Source organism: Tenacibaculum aquaeponti, assembly GCF_057221555.1.
This window is the reverse complement of sequence record NZ_CM170147.1, coordinates 3,398,655-3,418,151: the sequence shown is the minus strand read 5'-3', so window position 1 is coordinate 3,418,151 and position 19,497 is coordinate 3,398,655. Positions and strand designations below refer to the sequence as shown.

16 protein-coding genes are annotated in these 19,497 nt (G+C 30.6%); 3 read left to right on the top strand and 13 right to left on the bottom strand.

Translation table 11 applies throughout. The annotated features are described in order from the left end of the window. Positions 1 to 92: 92 nt before the first annotated feature. The 4 genes from trpD to AC2TEO_RS15595 all read right to left on the bottom strand — a co-directional run bounded on the left by trpD (position 93) and on the right by AC2TEO_RS15595 (position 4,994). Positions 93 to 1,079 (bottom strand): anthranilate phosphoribosyltransferase, encoded by a 987-nt coding sequence (gene trpD, locus AC2TEO_RS15610; protein WP_442265705.1) that lies wholly within the window; start codon positions 1,077 to 1,079, stop codon positions 93 to 95. Positions 1,080 to 1,084: 5 nt separating this feature from the next. After that, positions 1,085 to 1,666: an anthranilate synthase component II gene (locus AC2TEO_RS15605; RefSeq protein WP_442265704.1), complete on the bottom strand. Its 582-nt coding sequence runs from the start codon at positions 1,664 to 1,666 to the stop codon at positions 1,085 to 1,087. An 80-nt stretch (positions 1,667 to 1,746) separates the two neighbouring features. Continuing rightward, positions 1,747 to 3,138 carry an anthranilate synthase component I family protein gene (locus AC2TEO_RS15600; protein WP_442265703.1) on the bottom strand — a complete coding sequence of 464 codons (1,392 nt, stop codon included), beginning with the start codon at positions 3,136 to 3,138 and terminating at the stop codon, positions 1,747 to 1,749. A gap of 179 nt (positions 3,139 to 3,317) precedes the next feature. Beyond that, positions 3,318 to 4,994 carry a glycoside hydrolase family 9 protein gene (locus AC2TEO_RS15595; protein ID WP_442265702.1) on the bottom strand — a complete coding sequence of 559 codons (1,677 nt, stop codon included), beginning with the start codon at positions 4,992 to 4,994 and terminating at the stop codon, positions 3,318 to 3,320. A 267-nt stretch (positions 4,995 to 5,261) separates the two neighbouring features. Here AC2TEO_RS15595 and asnB point away from each other — a divergent pair, with 267 nt between their 5' ends. Then, a complete protein-coding gene (asnB, locus tag AC2TEO_RS15590) occupies positions 5,262 to 6,923 on the top strand; it encodes an asparagine synthase B (RefSeq protein ID WP_442265701.1) in 1,662 nt (553 codons plus the stop codon). A 99-nt stretch (positions 6,924 to 7,022) separates the two neighbouring features. On the opposite strand, the gene AC2TEO_RS15585 is transcribed toward asnB, so the two are convergent. Next, positions 7,023 to 8,954, bottom strand: a complete 1,932-nt coding sequence (locus tag AC2TEO_RS15585; RefSeq protein WP_442265700.1) for a CocE/NonD family hydrolase — start codon at positions 8,952 to 8,954, stop codon at positions 7,023 to 7,025. Positions 8,955 to 9,030: 76 nt separating this feature from the next. Then, the gene (locus tag AC2TEO_RS15580) at positions 9,031 to 11,550 is read right to left on the bottom strand and encodes a zinc-dependent metalloprotease (RefSeq protein WP_442265699.1); all 2,520 of its coding nucleotides are present in this window, start codon (positions 11,548 to 11,550) and stop codon (positions 9,031 to 9,033) included. 154 nt (positions 11,551 to 11,704) lie between these two features. Between AC2TEO_RS15580 and AC2TEO_RS15575 the strand changes: the two genes are divergently transcribed. Further along, entirely contained in the window at positions 11,705 to 12,427 is a 723-nt protein-coding gene (locus AC2TEO_RS15575) for a DJ-1/PfpI family protein (RefSeq protein WP_442265698.1), read from the top strand. Positions 12,428 to 12,429: 2 nt separating this feature from the next. Here AC2TEO_RS15575 and AC2TEO_RS15570 read toward each other — a convergent pair whose 3' ends face one another. After that, positions 12,430 to 13,296: a DUF3667 domain-containing protein gene (locus tag AC2TEO_RS15570; RefSeq protein ID WP_442265697.1), complete on the bottom strand. Its 867-nt coding sequence runs from the start codon at positions 13,294 to 13,296 to the stop codon at positions 12,430 to 12,432. A gap of 72 nt (positions 13,297 to 13,368) precedes the next feature. Here AC2TEO_RS15570 and AC2TEO_RS15565 point away from each other — a divergent pair, with 72 nt between their 5' ends. Beyond that, positions 13,369 to 15,318: a YgiQ family radical SAM protein gene (locus AC2TEO_RS15565; RefSeq protein ID WP_442265696.1), complete on the top strand. Its 1,950-nt coding sequence runs from the start codon at positions 13,369 to 13,371 to the stop codon at positions 15,316 to 15,318. 1 nt (position 15,319) lies between these two features. Here AC2TEO_RS15565 and AC2TEO_RS15560 read toward each other — a convergent pair whose 3' ends face one another. The 6 genes from AC2TEO_RS15560 to AC2TEO_RS15535 all read right to left on the bottom strand — a co-directional run bounded on the left by AC2TEO_RS15560 (position 15,320) and on the right by AC2TEO_RS15535 (position 19,327). Beyond that, positions 15,320 to 15,712 (bottom strand): DUF1801 domain-containing protein, encoded by a 393-nt coding sequence (locus tag AC2TEO_RS15560; protein WP_442265695.1) that lies wholly within the window; start codon positions 15,710 to 15,712, stop codon positions 15,320 to 15,322. 51 nt (positions 15,713 to 15,763) lie between these two features. Further along, positions 15,764 to 16,345, bottom strand: coding sequence for a YceI family protein (locus tag AC2TEO_RS15555; protein ID WP_442265694.1), 582 nt, complete (start codon positions 16,343 to 16,345; stop codon positions 15,764 to 15,766). 92 nt (positions 16,346 to 16,437) lie between these two features. Continuing rightward, on the bottom strand, positions 16,438 to 17,031 hold the full coding sequence (locus AC2TEO_RS15550) for a Crp/Fnr family transcriptional regulator (protein ID WP_442265693.1): 594 nt from the start codon (positions 17,029 to 17,031) through the stop codon (positions 16,438 to 16,440). Positions 17,032 to 17,458: 427 nt separating this feature from the next. Continuing rightward, positions 17,459 to 18,133: a type 1 glutamine amidotransferase domain-containing protein gene (locus AC2TEO_RS15545; RefSeq protein WP_442265692.1), complete on the bottom strand. Its 675-nt coding sequence runs from the start codon at positions 18,131 to 18,133 to the stop codon at positions 17,459 to 17,461. Positions 18,134 to 18,203: 70 nt separating this feature from the next. Continuing rightward, positions 18,204 to 18,788, bottom strand: coding sequence for a Crp/Fnr family transcriptional regulator (locus AC2TEO_RS15540; RefSeq protein ID WP_442265691.1), 585 nt, complete (start codon positions 18,786 to 18,788; stop codon positions 18,204 to 18,206). Next, on the bottom strand, positions 18,788 to 19,327 hold the full coding sequence (locus tag AC2TEO_RS15535; RefSeq protein WP_442265690.1) for a sigma-70 family RNA polymerase sigma factor: 540 nt from the start codon (positions 19,325 to 19,327) through the stop codon (positions 18,788 to 18,790). Before AC2TEO_RS15535 ends, AC2TEO_RS15540 begins: the two co-directional genes overlap by 1 nt. Positions 19,328 to 19,497: the final 170 nt, after the last annotated feature.

The window sequence follows — 19,497 nt, the reverse complement described above, 5'->3', positions numbered from 1 at the left end:
TCGAGAAGTTAACAAACTGTTCTCAATACATTTTTTCTTCTGATTTCGATTTTACTCAATCATCCGTAAAAATACTCGAACTGACATTTTATTTAATTCACTAATTTTTCTAAACACGCTTTTGCTTTTCCTCCAAATAACGAATCTTTAGCCTCTTCAAAAGCTACTGAAAATTCTTTTTCTGGATTTACAATAGTTAAGGCAAAAGAAGCATTGGTTAAAACCACATTATTTTGTGCTTCTGTTCCTTCACCGTTTAAAATCGATTTAAATATTTTCGCTGCAGCTTCTACAGAATCTCCTCCGTAAATATCAGATTGTTGAACTCTATTAATTCCAAAATCTTCAGGAGTAATTAATTGTTCTCCCGCTTTGGTAAATAATTTGAATCCTCCAGTTAAAGAAATTTCATCATAACCATCTAACGCATGAACAATACCGTAGTTAGTATCTTCTTCTTGTAAGATATAGTTATACAATCTTGCCACTTCTAAATTGTATGTTCCTAATAATTGATTTTGGGCAAAACTAGGATTTACTAAAGGACCTAACATGTTAAAGAATGTCTTTAATTTTAAAGCTTTTCTTATTGGTCCTACAGCTTTCATTGCCGGATGAAACTTAGGTGCATGTAAAAAACAAATATTTGCCTTTTCTAATTGCGATTTTAAAACTGATTCGTCGTTGGTAAACTTATACCCGAAGCTTTCTAACATATCTGAAGATCCAGATTTAGAAGACACTGAATAATTTCCGTGCTTCGCAACTTTTTGTCCAGTTCCTGCAACAATAAAAGAAGTTAATGTGGAAATGTTAAATGTATCTTTTCCATCTCCACCTGTACCTACAATATCAATAGTATTAAATTCAGATAAATCAACTTTTACAGCTAACTCCAATAATGCTTCTCTAAAACCTGCAAGTTCTTCTACTGTAATTGGACGCATCATGAAAACCGTCAAAAAGGAAGCTAAATGTGCATCGTTATATGCTGATTTAGCAATATTGATTAAAATCTCTTTTGCTTCTGATTTCGATAATCTTTTATGCTGATATAAATCGTTTAGAATCGATTTCATTTGAATTAATTTTTAGAAACTGAATTAATAAAATTACGCACCAACTGTTCTCCTACTTCTGTTAGAATGCTTTCTGGATGAAATTGTACAGCACTAATTTGATGTTCTTTATGACGAATAGCCATAATTCCACCTTCTTCATCTATTGCAGTAACTTCAAGTTCTGCTGGTAAATCTTCGTTTGAAGCAATCCAAGAATGATAACGTGCAGCTGGAAAAATCTCTGGAACTCCATTAAAGATTACAGCTTCTGGCTTTGTAACTTTCATATCTGTTGCAACACCATGAAATACTTCATTCATGTTGATAATTTTTCCTCCAAAAACTTCAGTAATTGCTTGTAAACCTAAACACACGCCAAAAATTGGCTTTTTGCCTGCGTAAGTTTTAATTACTTCTTTTAAAATTCCTGCTTCATCTGGAATTCCAGGACCAGGTGACAACATGATTAAATCGTATTCTCCAACATCTTCTATTGAAATTTCGTCATTTCTGTAAACATCTGGATATTTATCGGTAATTTTTTCAACCATATGCACCAAGTTGTATGTAAACGAATCGTAATTATCTAAGATTAATATTTTCATTTTTTTCAGTATTTGAGCTAAGTTTTCAGTAAAAAATTCTTGATTATCTTCAAACCTTTCACCTATTACTTGATGCTAGTTTATATTTTTTCTGCTAAGGTTAATGCTTTCTTTAATGCTGCTAATTTGTTATTTACTTCTTGCAACTCTTTTTCTTCATCTGAATGAATTACAATTCCTGCTCCTGCTTGATAATACAACACATTGTTTTTACTTACAAATGAACGAATACCAATGGCTAAGTTTACATCTCCATCTAAGCCTAAAATTCCTACTGCTCCACCATAAAAACCACGTGACTGATTTTCATATTTATCAATCAATTGCATTGCTTTATATTTTGGCGCTCCGCTTAATGTTCCTGCAGGAAAAGTATCTCCGACAACCTTTATTGGATCTCCATTTAAATCTCCTTGTACTGTAGAAACTAAATGAATTACGTGACTAAAATATTGCACTTCTTTAAATACTTCTACTGTTACATCAGCAGCGTGTTTACTTAGGTCGTTACGAGCTAAATCAACTAACATTACATGCTCGGCAGTTTCTTTTTTATCTTCTGAAAGTTTTTTCCCCAGCTTAATATCTTCTGCCATATTACCCGTTCTTCTGAATGTTCCAGCAATCGGGTTAATAATAGCTTTTCCTTCATTAATTTTAATCTGAGCTTCAGGTGAAGATCCCATTAACTTAAAACTTCCATAATCGAAATAGAACAAATACGGTGATGGATTTATAGATCGTAAAGCTCTATACACATTGAACTCATCTCCTTTGTATTGTTGTTGAAATTGACGAGATAATACTAACTGAAATACATCTCCTCTTTTACAATGTGATTTTGCTCTTTTTACATTTTCAATAAACTCTTCTCCTGTTAAATTCGAAGTTTCATCTCCAACTATTTCGAACTTCTGTGTATTGAATGTTTGAGCTTCAATAATTGTTTCTATTTCACTTAATCGAGAAGTTTCTCCTTCTTCTAAATTCTCAATTAATTTCATTTCATCATTGAAGTGATTAATCGCAATCACAAAACGATAAAAACTATACTGCATCATAGGAATTGCAGAAGGTGCATCTGGATTATTTAATTTGATAGTCTCAAAATACTGAACACTATCGTAAGTTGTGTAACCATATAAACCATTGAATGCTTTTAATTCTGGCTCACAGTCTAATTCTATTAACTGTGTAAAGTCATTAAATAATTCATTGAAGTTTCTATCGATTTTATCTTTTTTCACTTCTTTATTCTTGTGAAAAACTGAAAATTCATCTTTATCTGCTTTAAAAGAAACCATTGGTTCTATACAGATAAACGAGTAACTTTCTTCTTTACTATGATAATCTGAACTCTCTAATAATAAAGTATTTGAATATTTATCTCTCAAACGTAAATACAAACCAACAGGTGTAACCGTATCTGAGATTTTTTGTTCAAAAAGTGTTTTAAATTTTATAGGTTTCATTGTATTTAGTCAATAAAAAAAGGCTTATCCATGAGATAAGCCTTTTTTAGTTAATATTTATATATAACAAGATGGTCTCACTAACGCAAGTTATGAGTTTTCCACCACCAGTTATTTAATTGTATCGTTTTCATTTACGACAAATTTATAAAGTCTTTTTTACCTAAACAAGTATTTATTTATTTTTTTGTTTGATAATATTGAAGTGCATTTATAACATAAACCATAGGAGCATTCCAATTGATTGTTACTTCATTAGATGCATAAGAACACCAACTATCTGAATACGATTTTGCAGGCATTTTACTCATGTATTTGCATTTATCTTGCTGCCCTGATTGAGGACCACCAACTACCATACCTGGCACAGGTAAATTTACCTTATCTGCTTCAGAAGTTCTGTGGTGAGGATATTTTGGAGGATTAGTTCCTGCTCCTGTGATATAAGAAATTCCTGTTCCATTTCTTCCTAGTAAATAATCTAAACCAATAAAAACGGCTTCTAAATACGATTGCTCGTAAGCTTTTAAAACATACATTAACTGATTTCCTGCTACTCCATTACTTCCCCAAACATAATCTTTTCCGTTCATTGCTATTCGCATTGGAGAATTCCTAACTCTTTCTTTTAATTCGTCTGCTTTGCTTAAAAACTTACTTTTTGCTTTTTTAAATGGAATTCTATCCTTAAAATTCTCACCATATTTTACAAGAGTGAATAATGTTAAAGCACTTGCATTTTTCCACCAAGGAACTTCATTGGAAATAGTTTCAACTGAAATATCTTTTGCAAACTCTTCTCCTCCAGTAACCACAAACAATTCAGTGGCGGCCCATTGAAACTCACCTTTTAAATCAAAATCTTCATATTGCCCCGTGCGCACACCTTTTGGATTTGTAAAATAATCTTTAGGATGCTTTTTCGCCCATTTATATGCATTTAAAGCTGCTGTCAATAATTTACTACTATAGGTTTCTTTTCCTTTTACATTTGAAAAAGTTCTAGAAGCAATCGCACAAACTGCCGCAAAATTAAGAGCAGCTGAAGTACTCTTTTTAACTACATATCTATCTAAATTGTATTCATGAGGCATAATTACTCCAGAAAATTTTAATCCTGAAAGCTTATGATACACTCCTCCATCATTAGGATCTTGCATAGCTAACATCCAATCTAAATTCCAAATTACTTCATCAAGAATGTCTGGAATATCATTTGTGTTTTCTGGAATCTGATAACTTTTCCTATTATAATATTCTTGAAAATTTTCAAATGCACTTAATAAAGTATACGTACTTATTCCACTATTAGTAACATACATATTGTAATCTCCAGCATCAAACCAACCTTTTGTAGCAGAAATAACTGTTCCTTCAGGTCTTTCTTTACTTGCCGCAGATTTATGTATAATCACTTTGTTATCTTTTAAACCGCTTGGTCTTTTCCATACTCCTGCATATTCTTCTGTTAATTCTGTTGAAGCTCTATTAAAGTAATAATACTTAAAAACATCATCAGCTAGTTTCTTGTATGGATTTTTAAGAATTTTAATGCTTGATTGTACTCCTGAAACAGACACAGTATATTTGCCTTCTTTGTTTATAGATGTGAAATCTATAATTCCTACATATTCATTCGCATCTTTCCAAAAATTATCTACTTTCAATTTCCCTGATTGAATCACATTGTTTGATTTATCTTTTATTTGATATACAGTTTTAACTTTTGAATTCGCATTTACAGCAATTAATTTTGTTCTACCAATAGTATAACCTACTTGATTCACTCTTATTTCAAGTTGATTTTCTTCTGAAGTTTGAGAAGCTAATTTTATCGTAACAACAAGTAATAGCATTTTAAGGAGCACCTTCATCATTGTTTCACTTTTATCTTAATATAGTTGAATAATATTACAAGTTAACATAAAAAGACAATTGAAAAATAGCAAACTTTAATTCAAATTAAACATTTTACTTAAAAAAGTTACATTTAAAATCAAAAAATATCAAAATAATTAAAAATTAAAATCAATATTTATTTTTTTGTTTTTAATAATAAGTATATTAAATTAATTTGCTCCATAATTAAAAGTAAAACATCTAAATAAAAAAAATAAAAGATTATGTGTGGAATTGTATGTGCGTTTGATTTAAAAGAGAAATCTGATCTATTAAGACCTCAGATTTTAGAAATGTCGAAAAAGATTCGTCATAGAGGGCCAGACTGGAGTGGAATTTATAGTGATGACAAAGTTATTATGTCTCATGAAAGACTTGCCATTGTAGATCCAACATCTGGGCAACAACCTCTTTTTAGTAGCGATAGAAGATTTGTTTTAGCTGCAAATGGAGAAATATACAATCACCAAGAGTTAAGAAAACAATTCGAAGATAAATACGATTTTCAAACAAAATCTGACTGTGAAGTAATTCTTGCTTTATACAAAGAAAAAGGAGTTGAATTTTTAGATGATTTAAACGGAATTTTTGGTTTTGCTATTTATGATGCTAAAACTGATGAATATTTAGTAGCTAGAGATCATATGGGGATTATTCCTTTATATATTGGTTGGGATAAAAAAGGAACTTTTTATGTAGCTTCAGAATTAAAAGCTTTAGAGGGTTTTTGTAATAAAGTAGAAGTTTTTCCTCCGGGGCATTATTATACTCGTGAAGACGGATTACAACGTTGGTACTCTAGAGATTGGATGGAATATGAAGCAGTTCGAGAAAACCAAACTAGTATAGATGAGTTAAGAGATGCTTTAGAAGCTGCTGTTCATCGTCAATTAATGAGTGATGTTCCTTACGGAGTGTTATTATCTGGAGGGTTAGATTCTTCAATTACATCTGCCATTGCAAAAAAATATGCCTCTAAACGTGTAGAAAGTGGTGATAAGGAAGAAGCTTGGTACCCACAATTACACTCATTCTCTATTGGTTTAGAAGGTTCCCCAGACTTAGCTGCTGCTAAAAAAGTATCTGATCATATTGGAACAATTCATCATGAAATTACATTTACTATTCAAGAAGGATTAGATGCTATTCGTGATGTAATTTACAACTTAGAAACCTACGATATTACTACTATTAGAGCCTCTACACCAATGTATTTAATGGCTCGTGTTATTAAATCTATGGGAATAAAAATGGTACTATCTGGAGAAGGTGCTGATGAAATTTTTGGAGGATATTTATATTTCCATAAAGCCCCAGATTCAGAAGAATTCCACAAAGAAACAGTTCGTAAACTAGACAAATTATATCAGTACGATTGCTTAAGAGCTAACAAAAGTTTAATGGCTTGGGGAATTGAAGGTCGTGTTCCTTTCTTAGATAAAGAATTTATGGATATTGCTATGCGAATTAACCCTGAAGATAAAATGATCAACGGAGAACGTATGGAGAAATGGGTATTGCGTAAAGCTTTTGAAAGTTATTTACCAGAAAGTGTAGCTTGGAGACAAAAAGAACAATTTTCTGATGGTGTTGGATACAACTGGATTGACACTTTAAAAGAATTGGTTGAACAAGAAGTAACAGATGAAATGATGAAGAGTGCTCATCATAGATTCCCAGTACAAACACCAAGAGCTAAAGAAGAATATTATTATCGTTCTATTTTCGAAGAACATTTCCCTAGTGAAACAGCCGCTTTAACAGTGCCTTCTGTACCGTCTATTGCATGTAGTACACCAACTGCTTTAGCTTGGGATGAAAGTTTTAGAAACCAAAATGAACCTAGTGGTAGAGCAATTAAGATGGTTCATGAAGATGCTTATTAATACAATTTTTATTTTTATATTTTAGTGATTGATAAATCCCGAGCTAAGTTTTTGTCCTTTTGCTCGGGATTTTCTTTTTTTAATATATCCTCCTGAATTTTATTTTAAAACAGAAAATTCAATACTTGAATCTGTAAATACAGTATGTGTTTGCGTTTTAAAATCTTTTGCTTCAGCTTTATAAATATTATCCACATAAGTTTGCGGATTTAAATCTATCAAAGGAAACCAAGTACTTTGCACTTGAATCTGTAATTTATGACCTTTCTTAAACGTATGAAAAACGTCTTGTAATGTAATATTTACATCTGTTTTTTTGTTTGGAGAAAATGGTTCTGGCTTTGAAAAACTATTTCTAAATCTACCACGCATTACTTCACTACGCACCATCATGTGATAATTACTTAGTTTTAAATGCGTTTGCATGTCTTCATTATCATTTTTTAAATCTGAAGGATGTACGTCTACAACTTTTACAATCCAATCTGCTGCTGTACCAGTTGTAGCTACTTTCAATTTTGCTAAAATATCTCCAGCTAATGTTAAATCTTCAGTTAACACATCTGTTTCAAAAACTAATACATCTGGTCTACGAGCAGCAAAACGCTGATCGTCTGTCATATATTTTCTTGGCGTAAATACTGTTTTAATATCTTCTGAATACGGAACAGGACGTTTTACATCACTGATAAACTGAATTTTTGTACTTCCTGCTTTTACCGATTTTAACTCTTGATTTTCTCCTAAGTAAAAAGATTCTTTTTGAATGTTCTTAGGAGGCCAAGCTTCGTAAGATTTCCATTCTTTTTTTCCAGTATCAAAAACGTAAGCTTCTGGCAATCCTGAATTCTTAGACCCATCTCCTTTTAAGAAATGATTGAAAAACTTTGTTTCAATATCTTTTTGAAAGTTTAAAGAAATAGAATCTCCAAAATAATAATTTCCTACTTTATTTTTCACTCTACTTCTCGACCAACCTCCATGATCCCAAGGACCAAAAACCATCGTATTATAATTATTTGGCTGATTCTTTTCTATCCCTTTGTATGTTTCTAAGGGTCCGTATAAATCTTCCGCATCAAACCATCCACCTACAATCATTGTTGCAACAGTTGATGGTACTTTATTTAAATGTTGAATAATACCTTTGCTTTGCCAAACAGAATCATAATTTGGATGTTCTACAATTTCTTTCCAAAAGAAATCATCAATTCTATTTTTATCATTAGTAGCAACTTTTGTATCTAATTTATCGTACTGAAAATATTCGTTCAGGTTTTTCAATGGACCTTTATCTAAGAAAAACTGATATTGATCTTGTGTATTCATCTTTGGAAATGAGTACCAAGCAGAATCTGTTGGTTGATCTTTATATGTTCCGAACAAAGAAATTGCTCTGAAGTAACTCAATAAGAAAGCTCCATTATGGTGAAAATCATCAAAAAAGAAATCTCCAATACAAGCTTGAGGCGAAGCTGCTTTTAAAGCTGGATGCGCATCAATTGTAGATACTGTAGCATAATGACCTGGATAAGAAATTCCCCAAGTTCCAACTTTTCCATTATTATTTTTCACATTTTTCACTAACCAATCGATAGTGTCGTAAGTATCTGTAGTTTCATCAGATTCTTTTTCTTTCTTATTCGGTATATAAGCACGCATATTATCATATACACCTTCGCTCATCCAACGACCACGAACATCTTCATATACAATAATATTTCCTTCTTTCATTAAATTCGGATTCGGCCCTATTCTTCTTCTAAACTTATCTTCTCCATAAGGTGCACAGCTATATGGAGTTCTTTGTAATAAAATAGGATATGTTTTAGTAGTATCTTTTGGTGAATAAATGGTAGCATGGAGTTTAACACCATCTCTCATGGCAATCTTAACTTCTTTCTTTGTGTAATTGTCTTTCACAAAGGTGTCTTGTTTCTTAACTGCTTTGTTTTCTTCCTCATTCTTTTTAGCTGTAGTACAACTCAGAATAAAACTAGCGATTACGAAAAGTTTTAATACTTTTTTCATGTTTAGTTTTGATTGATTTTGAAATAAATTTAAATAAAAAAGAGGTCTAAAAAAGACCTCTTTTTGGAGTTCCTAATTATTTAGGATCTAAAATATTATTGATTCGTTCTACAGCATCTTGTAAGTGATATCTACTTAAACGATCTGATGTTCTTCCGATAGCAGCTTTAACATTTCTTCTTAAAATTTTTAAGTCCGCTCTTACAATAGCTCTAATATCAGACTGACTTACATCCACTCTTGTTCCTCCGAAAAAAGCTCTAAATCTAGCTGGTACTGGTCGTTGTTCTTTTTCCATTAGGAATTGTAAACGCTCAATATGTGCTCTTTGTAAGTTTCTTCTGTAAGTGTCTATTTTTCTTCCACTATTTAGTTCACTCCATAAACCTCTTCGTAATTCACCTAACATGTCTATAACACTATAAGCTTGCGTATTGTTTAATGTTTCATTTTCAATCATTCTTGCTAATCTACCAAAGTCTAAAACATTATTTAAAGTTCTTACCTGAGCACTTCTTAAACGTTCTACACTACCAGAATTTTCAATCTTGTTGAAAATATTTTCATCAATTAACCAAGTTGGAGTTTTAAACAATTCATCTTGTAAAAATTTCATTGCTTTTTTCTGATGTGCTTTACTTACATGAGTATATACTGCTCCTTCTTGGTCATATGTTTTATAATATTCATATACACCTCCAATATTAGAAGAAACATGTCCCATATATCTGTTATACTGTCCTAATAACTGACCATACATTGTTCCTAATTCACTATAATTCTGACCATCTTCAGCCGTCCATTTAATTAAATTAGGTAAAATTCGTTTTAAGTTAGCTATACCATACTTACTTGCTTTTACAGCATCATCTCCCAAATCTTCAGTTTGTGAACTTGGATCTATAACTCCAAACTGTTGTCTCCCGAAACGATACATAGGATCTCCCGCATGTTCTAAAATCCACTGATCTAAAACTGGTTTTTCACCTTCAGCTGTTTTATCTAAAATAGGACGATATCCCCACTTAATAGAATACTTATCATAAATACCAATATTTGGCATTAACGCTACTCCTTTATCTTCTGGCTGAGCAACGTAATTAAAACGAGCATAATCCATAATAGATGGAGCTGTACCATATTTCTTTGTGAATGAAGCAGAGCGTAAAGAATCTACTGGATAAGCAACAGAACTCCCCATATTATGAGGTAAACCAATCGTATGACCAACTTCGTGAGCTGAAACGAAACGAATTAAACGTCCCATAATTTCATCTTTAAACTGATTTGATCTTGCTTCTGGATTAATTGCTGCAGTTTGAATAAAGTACCAATTATGTAATAAAGTCATTACATTGTGATACCAATTGATATCTGATTCTAAAATTTCACCAGATCTAGGATCACTTACGTGAGGTCCGTTTGCGTTTGGAATAGGAGAAGCTAAATATCGTACAACAGAATAACGTACATCTTCTGGACTCCAATCTGGGTCTTCCTCTTTACTAGGAGGATCTTTAGCTATAATAGCGTTTTTAAATCCTGCTGCTTCAAAAGCAACTTGCCAATCTTCAATACCTTGCTTAATATATTTTCTCCACTTTTCTGGTGTAGCTCTATCTATATAGTAAACAATTGGCTTCTTTGGCTCTACTAACTCACCTCTTTTGAATTTCTCTATATCTTCATCCTTTACTTCTAATCTCCAACGATCTAAGTAACGAACAGATTTACTTTTTTGTACATCTAAACCATAATCTGTTTGAGACCTAGCAAACCAACCTACTCTTTGATCAAAGTAACGACGTTTCATTGGTTTTTCTGGAAGTAAAATCATAGAATTACTCATTTCTAAAGAAATTGAACCTACACTTCCATTTGATGGTGGTTCACTAGAAAAATAAGTTTTTACATGACGTACTTCAATATTTTTAGGATAACTACTCATACGGTCTATAAAAGATCTTGTTTTATCCATCCTAGTGATTTTGAATTGTCTTCTTCTAGATTGTGGAAAACCTAATGCTTTTACATCTGTTGAAAATAAAGGAGTAGCATCGATTACAGTCGCTGTAGAATCTTTACTAAACGCTTTAATTGGAAATGAAAATAAAATAGGTTCGAAATTAGAATTTACAACAGCTTCATGAACAGGTAAAATACTATCTGCTACGACAGAATGGGAAACTACTCGTAATAAAACATTTTTTTGTTTCTTTTCCCATCTTAAAACTTGAGTGTTTTGTTTACCTCCACCAAAGCCAATTCCGCTTGCAGTTTTAGCTATTCTAGTTACCATTAACATTTCTTTACCTAATAAAGAATCTGGAATTTCGAAAAGATAACTTTGATCTTTAGAATGTACTTTAAATAAACCTTCGTCTGTTTTGTGCTTTTTTGTAACTACTTTTCCGTAAGGTTGTATTCCTCCTTTTTTAGGTTTCTTCATCGGAGGCTTTGTAGCATCCTTGTCATTTTTTTTACTATGATGCGTCTTGTTCTTATTTTTTCTTTTTTTCCTTTGCGCATCTACATTTACTGTAACACCCAAAGTAATAAGAATAGCAAGTGCTCTTGTTATTAATCTTATATTCATATAAATTAGTTGAAAAAAATTTATCGAAATTAACAAATGACCATCCCATAAGTTCTTAATAATATGTTAAAGAACTTTAATTATTCTTAATAAAAACAGAACTTATATAAAATACTTATTTTTAAACATTAAAATTTATCATAATATTAAAGAAATGAGAAAAATTCTACTTTTTGTATTCATTATCACTTTAACTGCTTGTCAACAAACCAAAAAATCAGAAAAAACCACAAAAACTTCCCCAGAGTTAAAGCCTAATAGATACAATGTTGCATTTCTTATTATGGATGGAACTTATAATACTGAACTTACTGCTCCATACGATATTTTTCAACATACCATTTTTAGAGAAGGAATAAAACCTATGAATGTTTTTACTGTAGCAGATAAAGATGAACCTGTTACCACTTTTGAAGGAATGCGTATTATTCCTGATTTTAATTATCTAAAAGATAAGTTACCTAAGATTGATATCCTTGTTGTACCAAGTGCTGAACATCATTTAGATACTGATCTAGAAAACAAGGAAATGATAGCCTTCGTTCAAGAAGTAGCTAAAGATGCTAAATTTGTTACTTCACATTGTGATGGTGCTTTTGTTTTAGCTAAAGCTGGTTTACTTGACAAAAAAGTTTCTACTACATTTCCTTCAGATATTGATAAGATGCGTGAAATGTTTCCTGATTTAGATATCAGAAAAGAAGTACTTTTTGTTCATGATGATAAATATATCACTTCAGCAGGTGGTGCAAAATCTTTCGAAGCGGCTTTATATTTATGTGAACTTTTATACGGAAAAGACATTGCTAAATCTATTTCTCGCGGATTAGTAATTGATTGGGATATTACTAAAGTTCCGCATTTAGTTGTAGAATAACATTACATTTTAAATATATCTGGATTTTTAAACCCTATAATAACACCTATAATTAGAGTTAAAACCACAACAATAAAAAAGAAAATTATAGCAAAAATTGTTAGCACTAGTAAAAATCTAAAAAAGCGAATTATTCCTTGCTTAAAATTAAGCCCATGTAATTTATTTAACACGTACAAGTAGTATATTGTAAATACAACAATATTCGAAAAATAAAAACCAGGATGTACTAATAAGGCAAGAAAAAACATTACTATAGAAACATACATTGAAGTACCAACTAAATAACTATTTATTACAATATGTTCTCCAAAATTATAAGGCTTTCTGTATGTAAAACTACTTACTAATGCATAGATTGGAATTAATAGAAAAGTAACTAGATTAAAAAACTTTAAAAACAATGTCATTATTTTATCTTGTACTTTTAACCTCATATTAGCTGTCATTTTTTCAACTTTCAGTTTTTTTAGTTGTTCGGCAGACACATCTTTAAACTCAGATAAATCTTGATTAGCTATCTTTTTTAAAGTTTCTATTTCTACTGAATTAATAGAGTTTTGAATTTCGATAAAATCTTGAGCAAAAAGATTAAAAACAATTAATGATAATGCAGCACTAATAGCCAAATAAGTAAAAGGATTTAAGTATCTTTTTCTAATACCACTAATGTATTCTCTTAAAACGACATGAGGCTCTGTAAACATTTTTTTTATCGTTACAATAAAATAACTATCCCAACCAAAACTTGCAAAGAGTTCTTTTAGTAAAAAACGAAATGTAATACGATCTTTTAAAACTTTAGCTCCACAATGATCACAAAATAAGGCACTATTTTCTATTGTTCCATTACAATTTTTACACTTCATCTTTACAATTACTTGAGTTTATCCTGCTCAAATATATAAGAATTAACCAATATTACCGTATTTTTGCAAAATATGAGGATAAGAAGACTTTCTGACTGGTTACCAACAACTAACAAAGAAGTAAAACTTCGAGGTTGGGATGAATTAGATGTAATTTTGTTTAGTGGAGATGCGTATGTAGATCATCCATCATTTGGCCCTGCAGTAATTGGACGTATATTAGAAAGCTATGGTTTACGAGTAGCTATTGTTCCGCAACCTAATGTGAACGATAACTTACAGGATTTCTCAAAATTAGGAACTCCAAGACTTTTCTTTGCTATTACTGGTGGATGTATGGACCCTATGGTTAGTAATTACACAGCTAACAAAAAGAAAAGAGATAAAGATGCGTATACCCCAAATGGTGACATTGGTTTTAGACCAGATTATGCAACTTCTGTATATTCTAAAATATTAAAGGAAAAATTTCCGGATGTTCCTGTACTTATTGGTGGAATTGAAGCTTCTTTAAGAAGAGTAACGCATTACGATTATTGGTCGGACAAGTTACTTCCTTCTATTTTAGAAACTTCTAAAGCAGATATGTTAGTGTATGGAATGGGAGAACAACCTTTACGTGAAATTGTAGAATTATTACAAAAAGGTGTTCCTTTCTCTAGTTTACGAACGATTAAACAAACTGCTTTTTTAGTAAACCCTGATGAGAAAACTCCTAAAAACAAAAACTGGGAAGATGTAGAAATTGCTTCTCATCAAGCTTGTTTAAAGGATAAAAAAATATTTGCATCTAATTTTAAAATCATTGAGCAAGAATCTAACAAGTTAATTGCTCGACGTATTTTTCAACAAATTGGAGATAAAAAATTAGTCATCAATCCTCCTTTTCCAACAATGACGGAAAACGAAATTGATGCTTCTTTTGATTTACCTTATACAAGATTACCGCATCCAAAATACAATAAGCGTGGACCAATTCCTGCTTTTGAAATGATTAAATTCTCTATAAATATTCATAGAGGATGTTTTGGTGGTTGTAGTTTCTGTACAATTTCTGCACATCAAGGAAAGTTTATTGCTAGTAGAAGTCAGGAATCTGTTTTAAAAGAAGTTGATAAAGTTGCTCAAATGGACGACTTTAAAGGATATTTATCTGATATCGGTGGACCTTCTGCTAACATGTATAAAATGAAGGGAAAAATACAATCGATTTGTGACAAATGTGTTGCTCCATCTTGTATTTCACCTGTTATCTGTAGTAATTTAGATACTTCGCATAAACCATTAACAGAATTGTATAAAGCTGTTGATGCGCATCCGAAAGTAAAAAAATCATTTATTGGAAGTGGAATTCGCCATGATATGTTGGTTCCTGAATTCAATAAAAATGCTGATCCTCAAGAATTAGATGATTATACTGAAGAAGTAATGAAAAATCATGTTTCTGGACGATTAAAAGTTGCTCCAGAACACACTTCAGATCCTGTTTTAAAATTAATGCGTAAACCTTCTTTTACATATTTCCATAAGTTTAAAGATCGTTTTGACCGTTTGAATAAAAAGAACAAACTGAAACTTCAGTTAATTCCATATTTTATTTCTAGTCACCCAGCTTGTGAACCAGAAGATATGGCAAATTTAGCCGCAGAAACTAAAGATATGGGGTTCCAATTGGAACAAGTTCAAGGATTTACTCCTACTCCTATGACTGTAGCTACAGTAATTTACTATAGTGGTTATCACCCGTATACTTTAAAACCAGTTAAAACTGCGAAAACGCGTCAGGAAAAATTAGATCAACATAAGTTTTTCTTTTGGTATAAAAAGGAAAATAGAAAGTGGATTAAAGACACGTTAACTAAAGTTGGAAAAACAGATTTAGTAAAAAAATTATTACCTGAAGATAATTCTTGGCGTAAAAATAAGCCCGGAAAAACAAAAAATACGTTTAACGACACAGTAACAAGTGTAAAAGAATCGAGAAGAAAGAACAAAGGATTTAAAAAGAAGAGAAGAAGATAATTTAATACAACTTCATTACTTCATCGAAAATAGCATAAATTTTAGTGGTTGGAATATCTTGGTGTATTTCAACCATTAATTTTGATGTAAAGGTTCGTTTTTCTTTGATCAAATCTGGATGATTGATATGAATTCCTTTTCCAATAGCGATATATGGCGTTTGACTTTTTTTATCAATCCACAAATAACAAAATATTTGATTCTTATACATAAAGCAAGGCAATCGATAATACCATTTGTGCGTAAATTCTGCATTGTACTTTAATATAATACTTTTTAACGCCAGTAAACACTCTTTTACTTCATCTTCTTGATTGTAATAAAACTCTTCTAAAGATTTCATATCAACTTTACAATTATCTACAGATCTAATGTATAAAAAAACACCATTCAAAATTTATATTTTAAATGGTGTTTGAAAAATATAAAGTAAAACTATATCTCTTTATTTCAACTGTAAATCAGCAACTAAATCGAATTCGTCATAAATTGCTTTATCTTTTAAGTTATCGAAGAAACTAGAAGAACCATATTTAATATCAAATTTCGTTCTATCTACTTTTAATGAAGCTGTTGCTTTGTTTCCATAAATAGAAATTAAAAACTTTACCGATTTAGTAATTCCCTTAATAGTTAATTTCCCTGTTACTTCATATGCATTCTTTCCTTTAGCTTTCACTTTAGTAAAATCTAAAGTTGAAATATTGTATTTTTCTACATTAAAGAAATCTCCTGACTTTAAATGACCATCTAACTTGTTTTTATAATCTCCTGTTAAATCTGTAGTATTAATAGTTGTCATGTCAATCGTTATTGATCCTCCAGACAATTTCCCATCATCAAAACTTAAATATCCTGATTTAATATTCACTATTCCTTTGTGAGAACCTGTTACTTTATAAGCTTTCCACTCAACATTACTTTCACTGATATTAATTTGTTTTCTTTCTTTTTTAATCGTTGTGAAAGAAACTGTAAAAAGAGCGATTAAAGCAATTCCTAATCCTTTTTTGAATAAATTCTTCATCGTATTTGTTTTTAATAAAAATTATACGACAAATTTCTGCAAGAAAGACGAAGGTAAAAATGATCTATTTTATGAAATCATGTTAAACTAGTTTAACTTTTTGTTTCTCTTACTAGTTGACTTTTTATCCTACTCAAAAACTCTTTTGTAATTCCTAAATAAGATGCTAGTAAGTATTGCGGAACTCTCTTTTCTATTTCCGGATAATTCTCTTTAAAAATTAAATATCGTTCTTTAGCAGTTTCGCTAAAGTTGGTGATAATTCTCTTTTGAGAAGCTACTAAAGCTCGTTCTGTTATTTTTCTAAAACAACGTTCTAGCTTTGGAACTTTTTTAAATAATTCTTCTACCGTAGTATAGTTTAACTGTAGCAACTCTGTATTTTCAATACATTGAATATTATAATCTGCTGGTGCTTGAGTTATAAAACTTCCCATATCTGAAGTCCACCAATCTTCTATAGAAAACATTACAATATGCTCATGACCATTAGAATCTAGGTAAGATGTTTTAGTACATCCTTTCAATATAAAATTGATGCATTTACAAACGTCTCCCTGCTGAACTATATATTGATCTTTTAAGTATTTTCTATGTATTAAAGCATCAATTATAATTTGTTCTTCATTTGAATTTAACTCAACTATTTTATTAATATAACGTATAAGGCTTAATGTGTGTTCCAAATCTTATTTTATAAATACTAGAGTTTATAGTTTTTAAAAAAACTTTACTTATTCTCAAATGTAACATTTATAGTGAAGTAATTCCAGTTTTAACTCAAAATTGTAAATGAGTTAATATCTAAATCTTTTGAGCAAAAACGAGTTAGGTCTTGAATGTACTTTTGTAATGAAAGGAATGATTAACCAATTAATTATAAATGATTATGAGAGATTTAATAAATATAATTTTAATGAATTTAAAGCAATTAGGTAAAGCAGCAGGTTATGCTTTACGACATTAAAAAACAGTAATAAGACTTTTATTAAACACTGTTTAAAACAAACTATAAAATATTATATGTTGTTTCGTAGTTTTTAATAGTAGTTTTTCTTTTTCATGGAGAAAAAAACCACTCAATTGCTTGAGTGGTTTTTTATTTAGCTCTTATTATAATTGCTTCAATAATAATTCTGCAACTAATTCTGAAGATGCAGGGTTTTGTCCGGTAATTAAATGTCCGTCTTCTACTGCATACGGATGCCAATCTTCTGCTTTAGAATATTCACCTCCATTTTCTTGTAACATATTTTCTACTAAAAAAGGAACTACTTCTGTCAACTGTACAGCTTCTTCTTCTGTATTACTAAAACCTGTGACTTTCTTTCCTTTAACTAAAGATTCTCCATTAGCTGTTGTGTTTTTTAAAACAGCTGGTGCGTGACAAACTGCTCCTACAGGCTTATTGCTATTATAGAAATCTTCAATTAAACGAACTGAATCTTTATCTTCTGCTAAATCCCAAAGTGGTCCATGACCTCCTGGATAAAAAACAGCATCAAAATCTTCTGATTTTACTTCGCTCAATACTTTTGTATTAGCTAATTTATTTTGAAGTTGTTCATCTTTATTAAAACGTTCTGTTGATGGTGTTTGAAAATCTGCCAATTCACTTTTTGGGTCAATTGGAGGTTGACCTCCTTTTGGTGAAGCTAATGTTATTTCAACTTCTTTATCCGCTAAATAGTAATAAGGGTTTGCAAATTCTTCTACCCAAAAACCTGTTTTTTCTTCTGTATTTCCTAGCTTATCGTGGCTAGTTAAAACAAATAATACTTTTTTCATGAGTTAAGTGATATAAATTATATTACAAATTTAAAATCTAACTCAGAGATAAAAATTGATGTATGGTAATTTATGCTTTTAATGAAATTTCTTTTCGTATTCTACTTAAACTTTCAGTAGTAATTCCTAAGTAAGATGCGATATGGAAGTTTTTTATATGTTTTTCGAAATCTGGATATACTTTTAAAAAGTCTAAATATCTTTCTTTTGCCGTTTTTGTAAGATTTGCTAAAATTCTTTTTTCTTGACGAACAAAAGCGTTCTGTAATTTTAATCGAAAAAAAGCATTTAATTTAGGGACTTCAGAAAAAAGTTGATCTAAATCTTGTTGGCTTATTTTTACTAATTCTGCATCTTGAATACAAGCAACATTTAAAACAGATTTTCTATTTGCCCATAAGGCAATATAATCACTTATCCACCAATCTTTAATAGCAAACTGTAATGTATGCTCCTTTCCAGAATCATCAAGATGATAAGTTCTTAAACAACCATTCAACACAAAAAACTGATCTTTAACATCATGATTTTGCGTTAACAACAGCTCTCCTTTTTTCACCTGAATATACACCAACTTAGAAAGTATATTATCTTTTTCTGTTTGTTTTAAATCAAGAGTTTTAAAAATAGTATTTACAATGATTTCCGATAACATTATTTACACACTTTACAGTCTTTTTTGTCCTGTATTTCGCCCACTAATTTACCATTTTCATTTATCGTATAACCACAACAATCCATAAAACCTTTTGCTATTAATTTTCTTCCTCTTTGAATTTGAGATTTAACTGTAGGCAAAGGTAAATTCAATTGTTTTGCTATCTCTTGCTGTTTTACTCCTTTGATATCATACAAGAAAAGTGGAGTTCTATATTTCTTAGGTAAATTTTTAATTATTCCTGGCAAGCAATCTCTTTCCGTATGCTCATTACTTTCTTCTTCAAACTCTATATCTATGTTATCGAATGTTATTGTTTTACCATTAGATTTAAAGTAATCGTACATTGTATTTCTAACAATTGTAAAAACCCAGGACTTTAATTTTGACGGTTCTTTTAATGTAGATAATTTACTATGAATTCTAATAAAAGCATCTTGCAAAATATCTTCCGATGTTGCTTCTTCTTTTACTTTACTAAGAATAAAACGCTTTAAATCTTCACTGTAATTCGTCCAAACCTCATTAGTATTCATATATACAAAGATAATTTACTAAAAACAGAGTTTCAATATATAATTATTGAAACCCTGTTTTAAACTATTTTAATTAACAATTACAGTTAGAACAAGTACAGTTATCACATGTACAATTAGAACAATTCCCTGTTTTGCATCCATCACAATTACATGTGCATTCTCCTTTG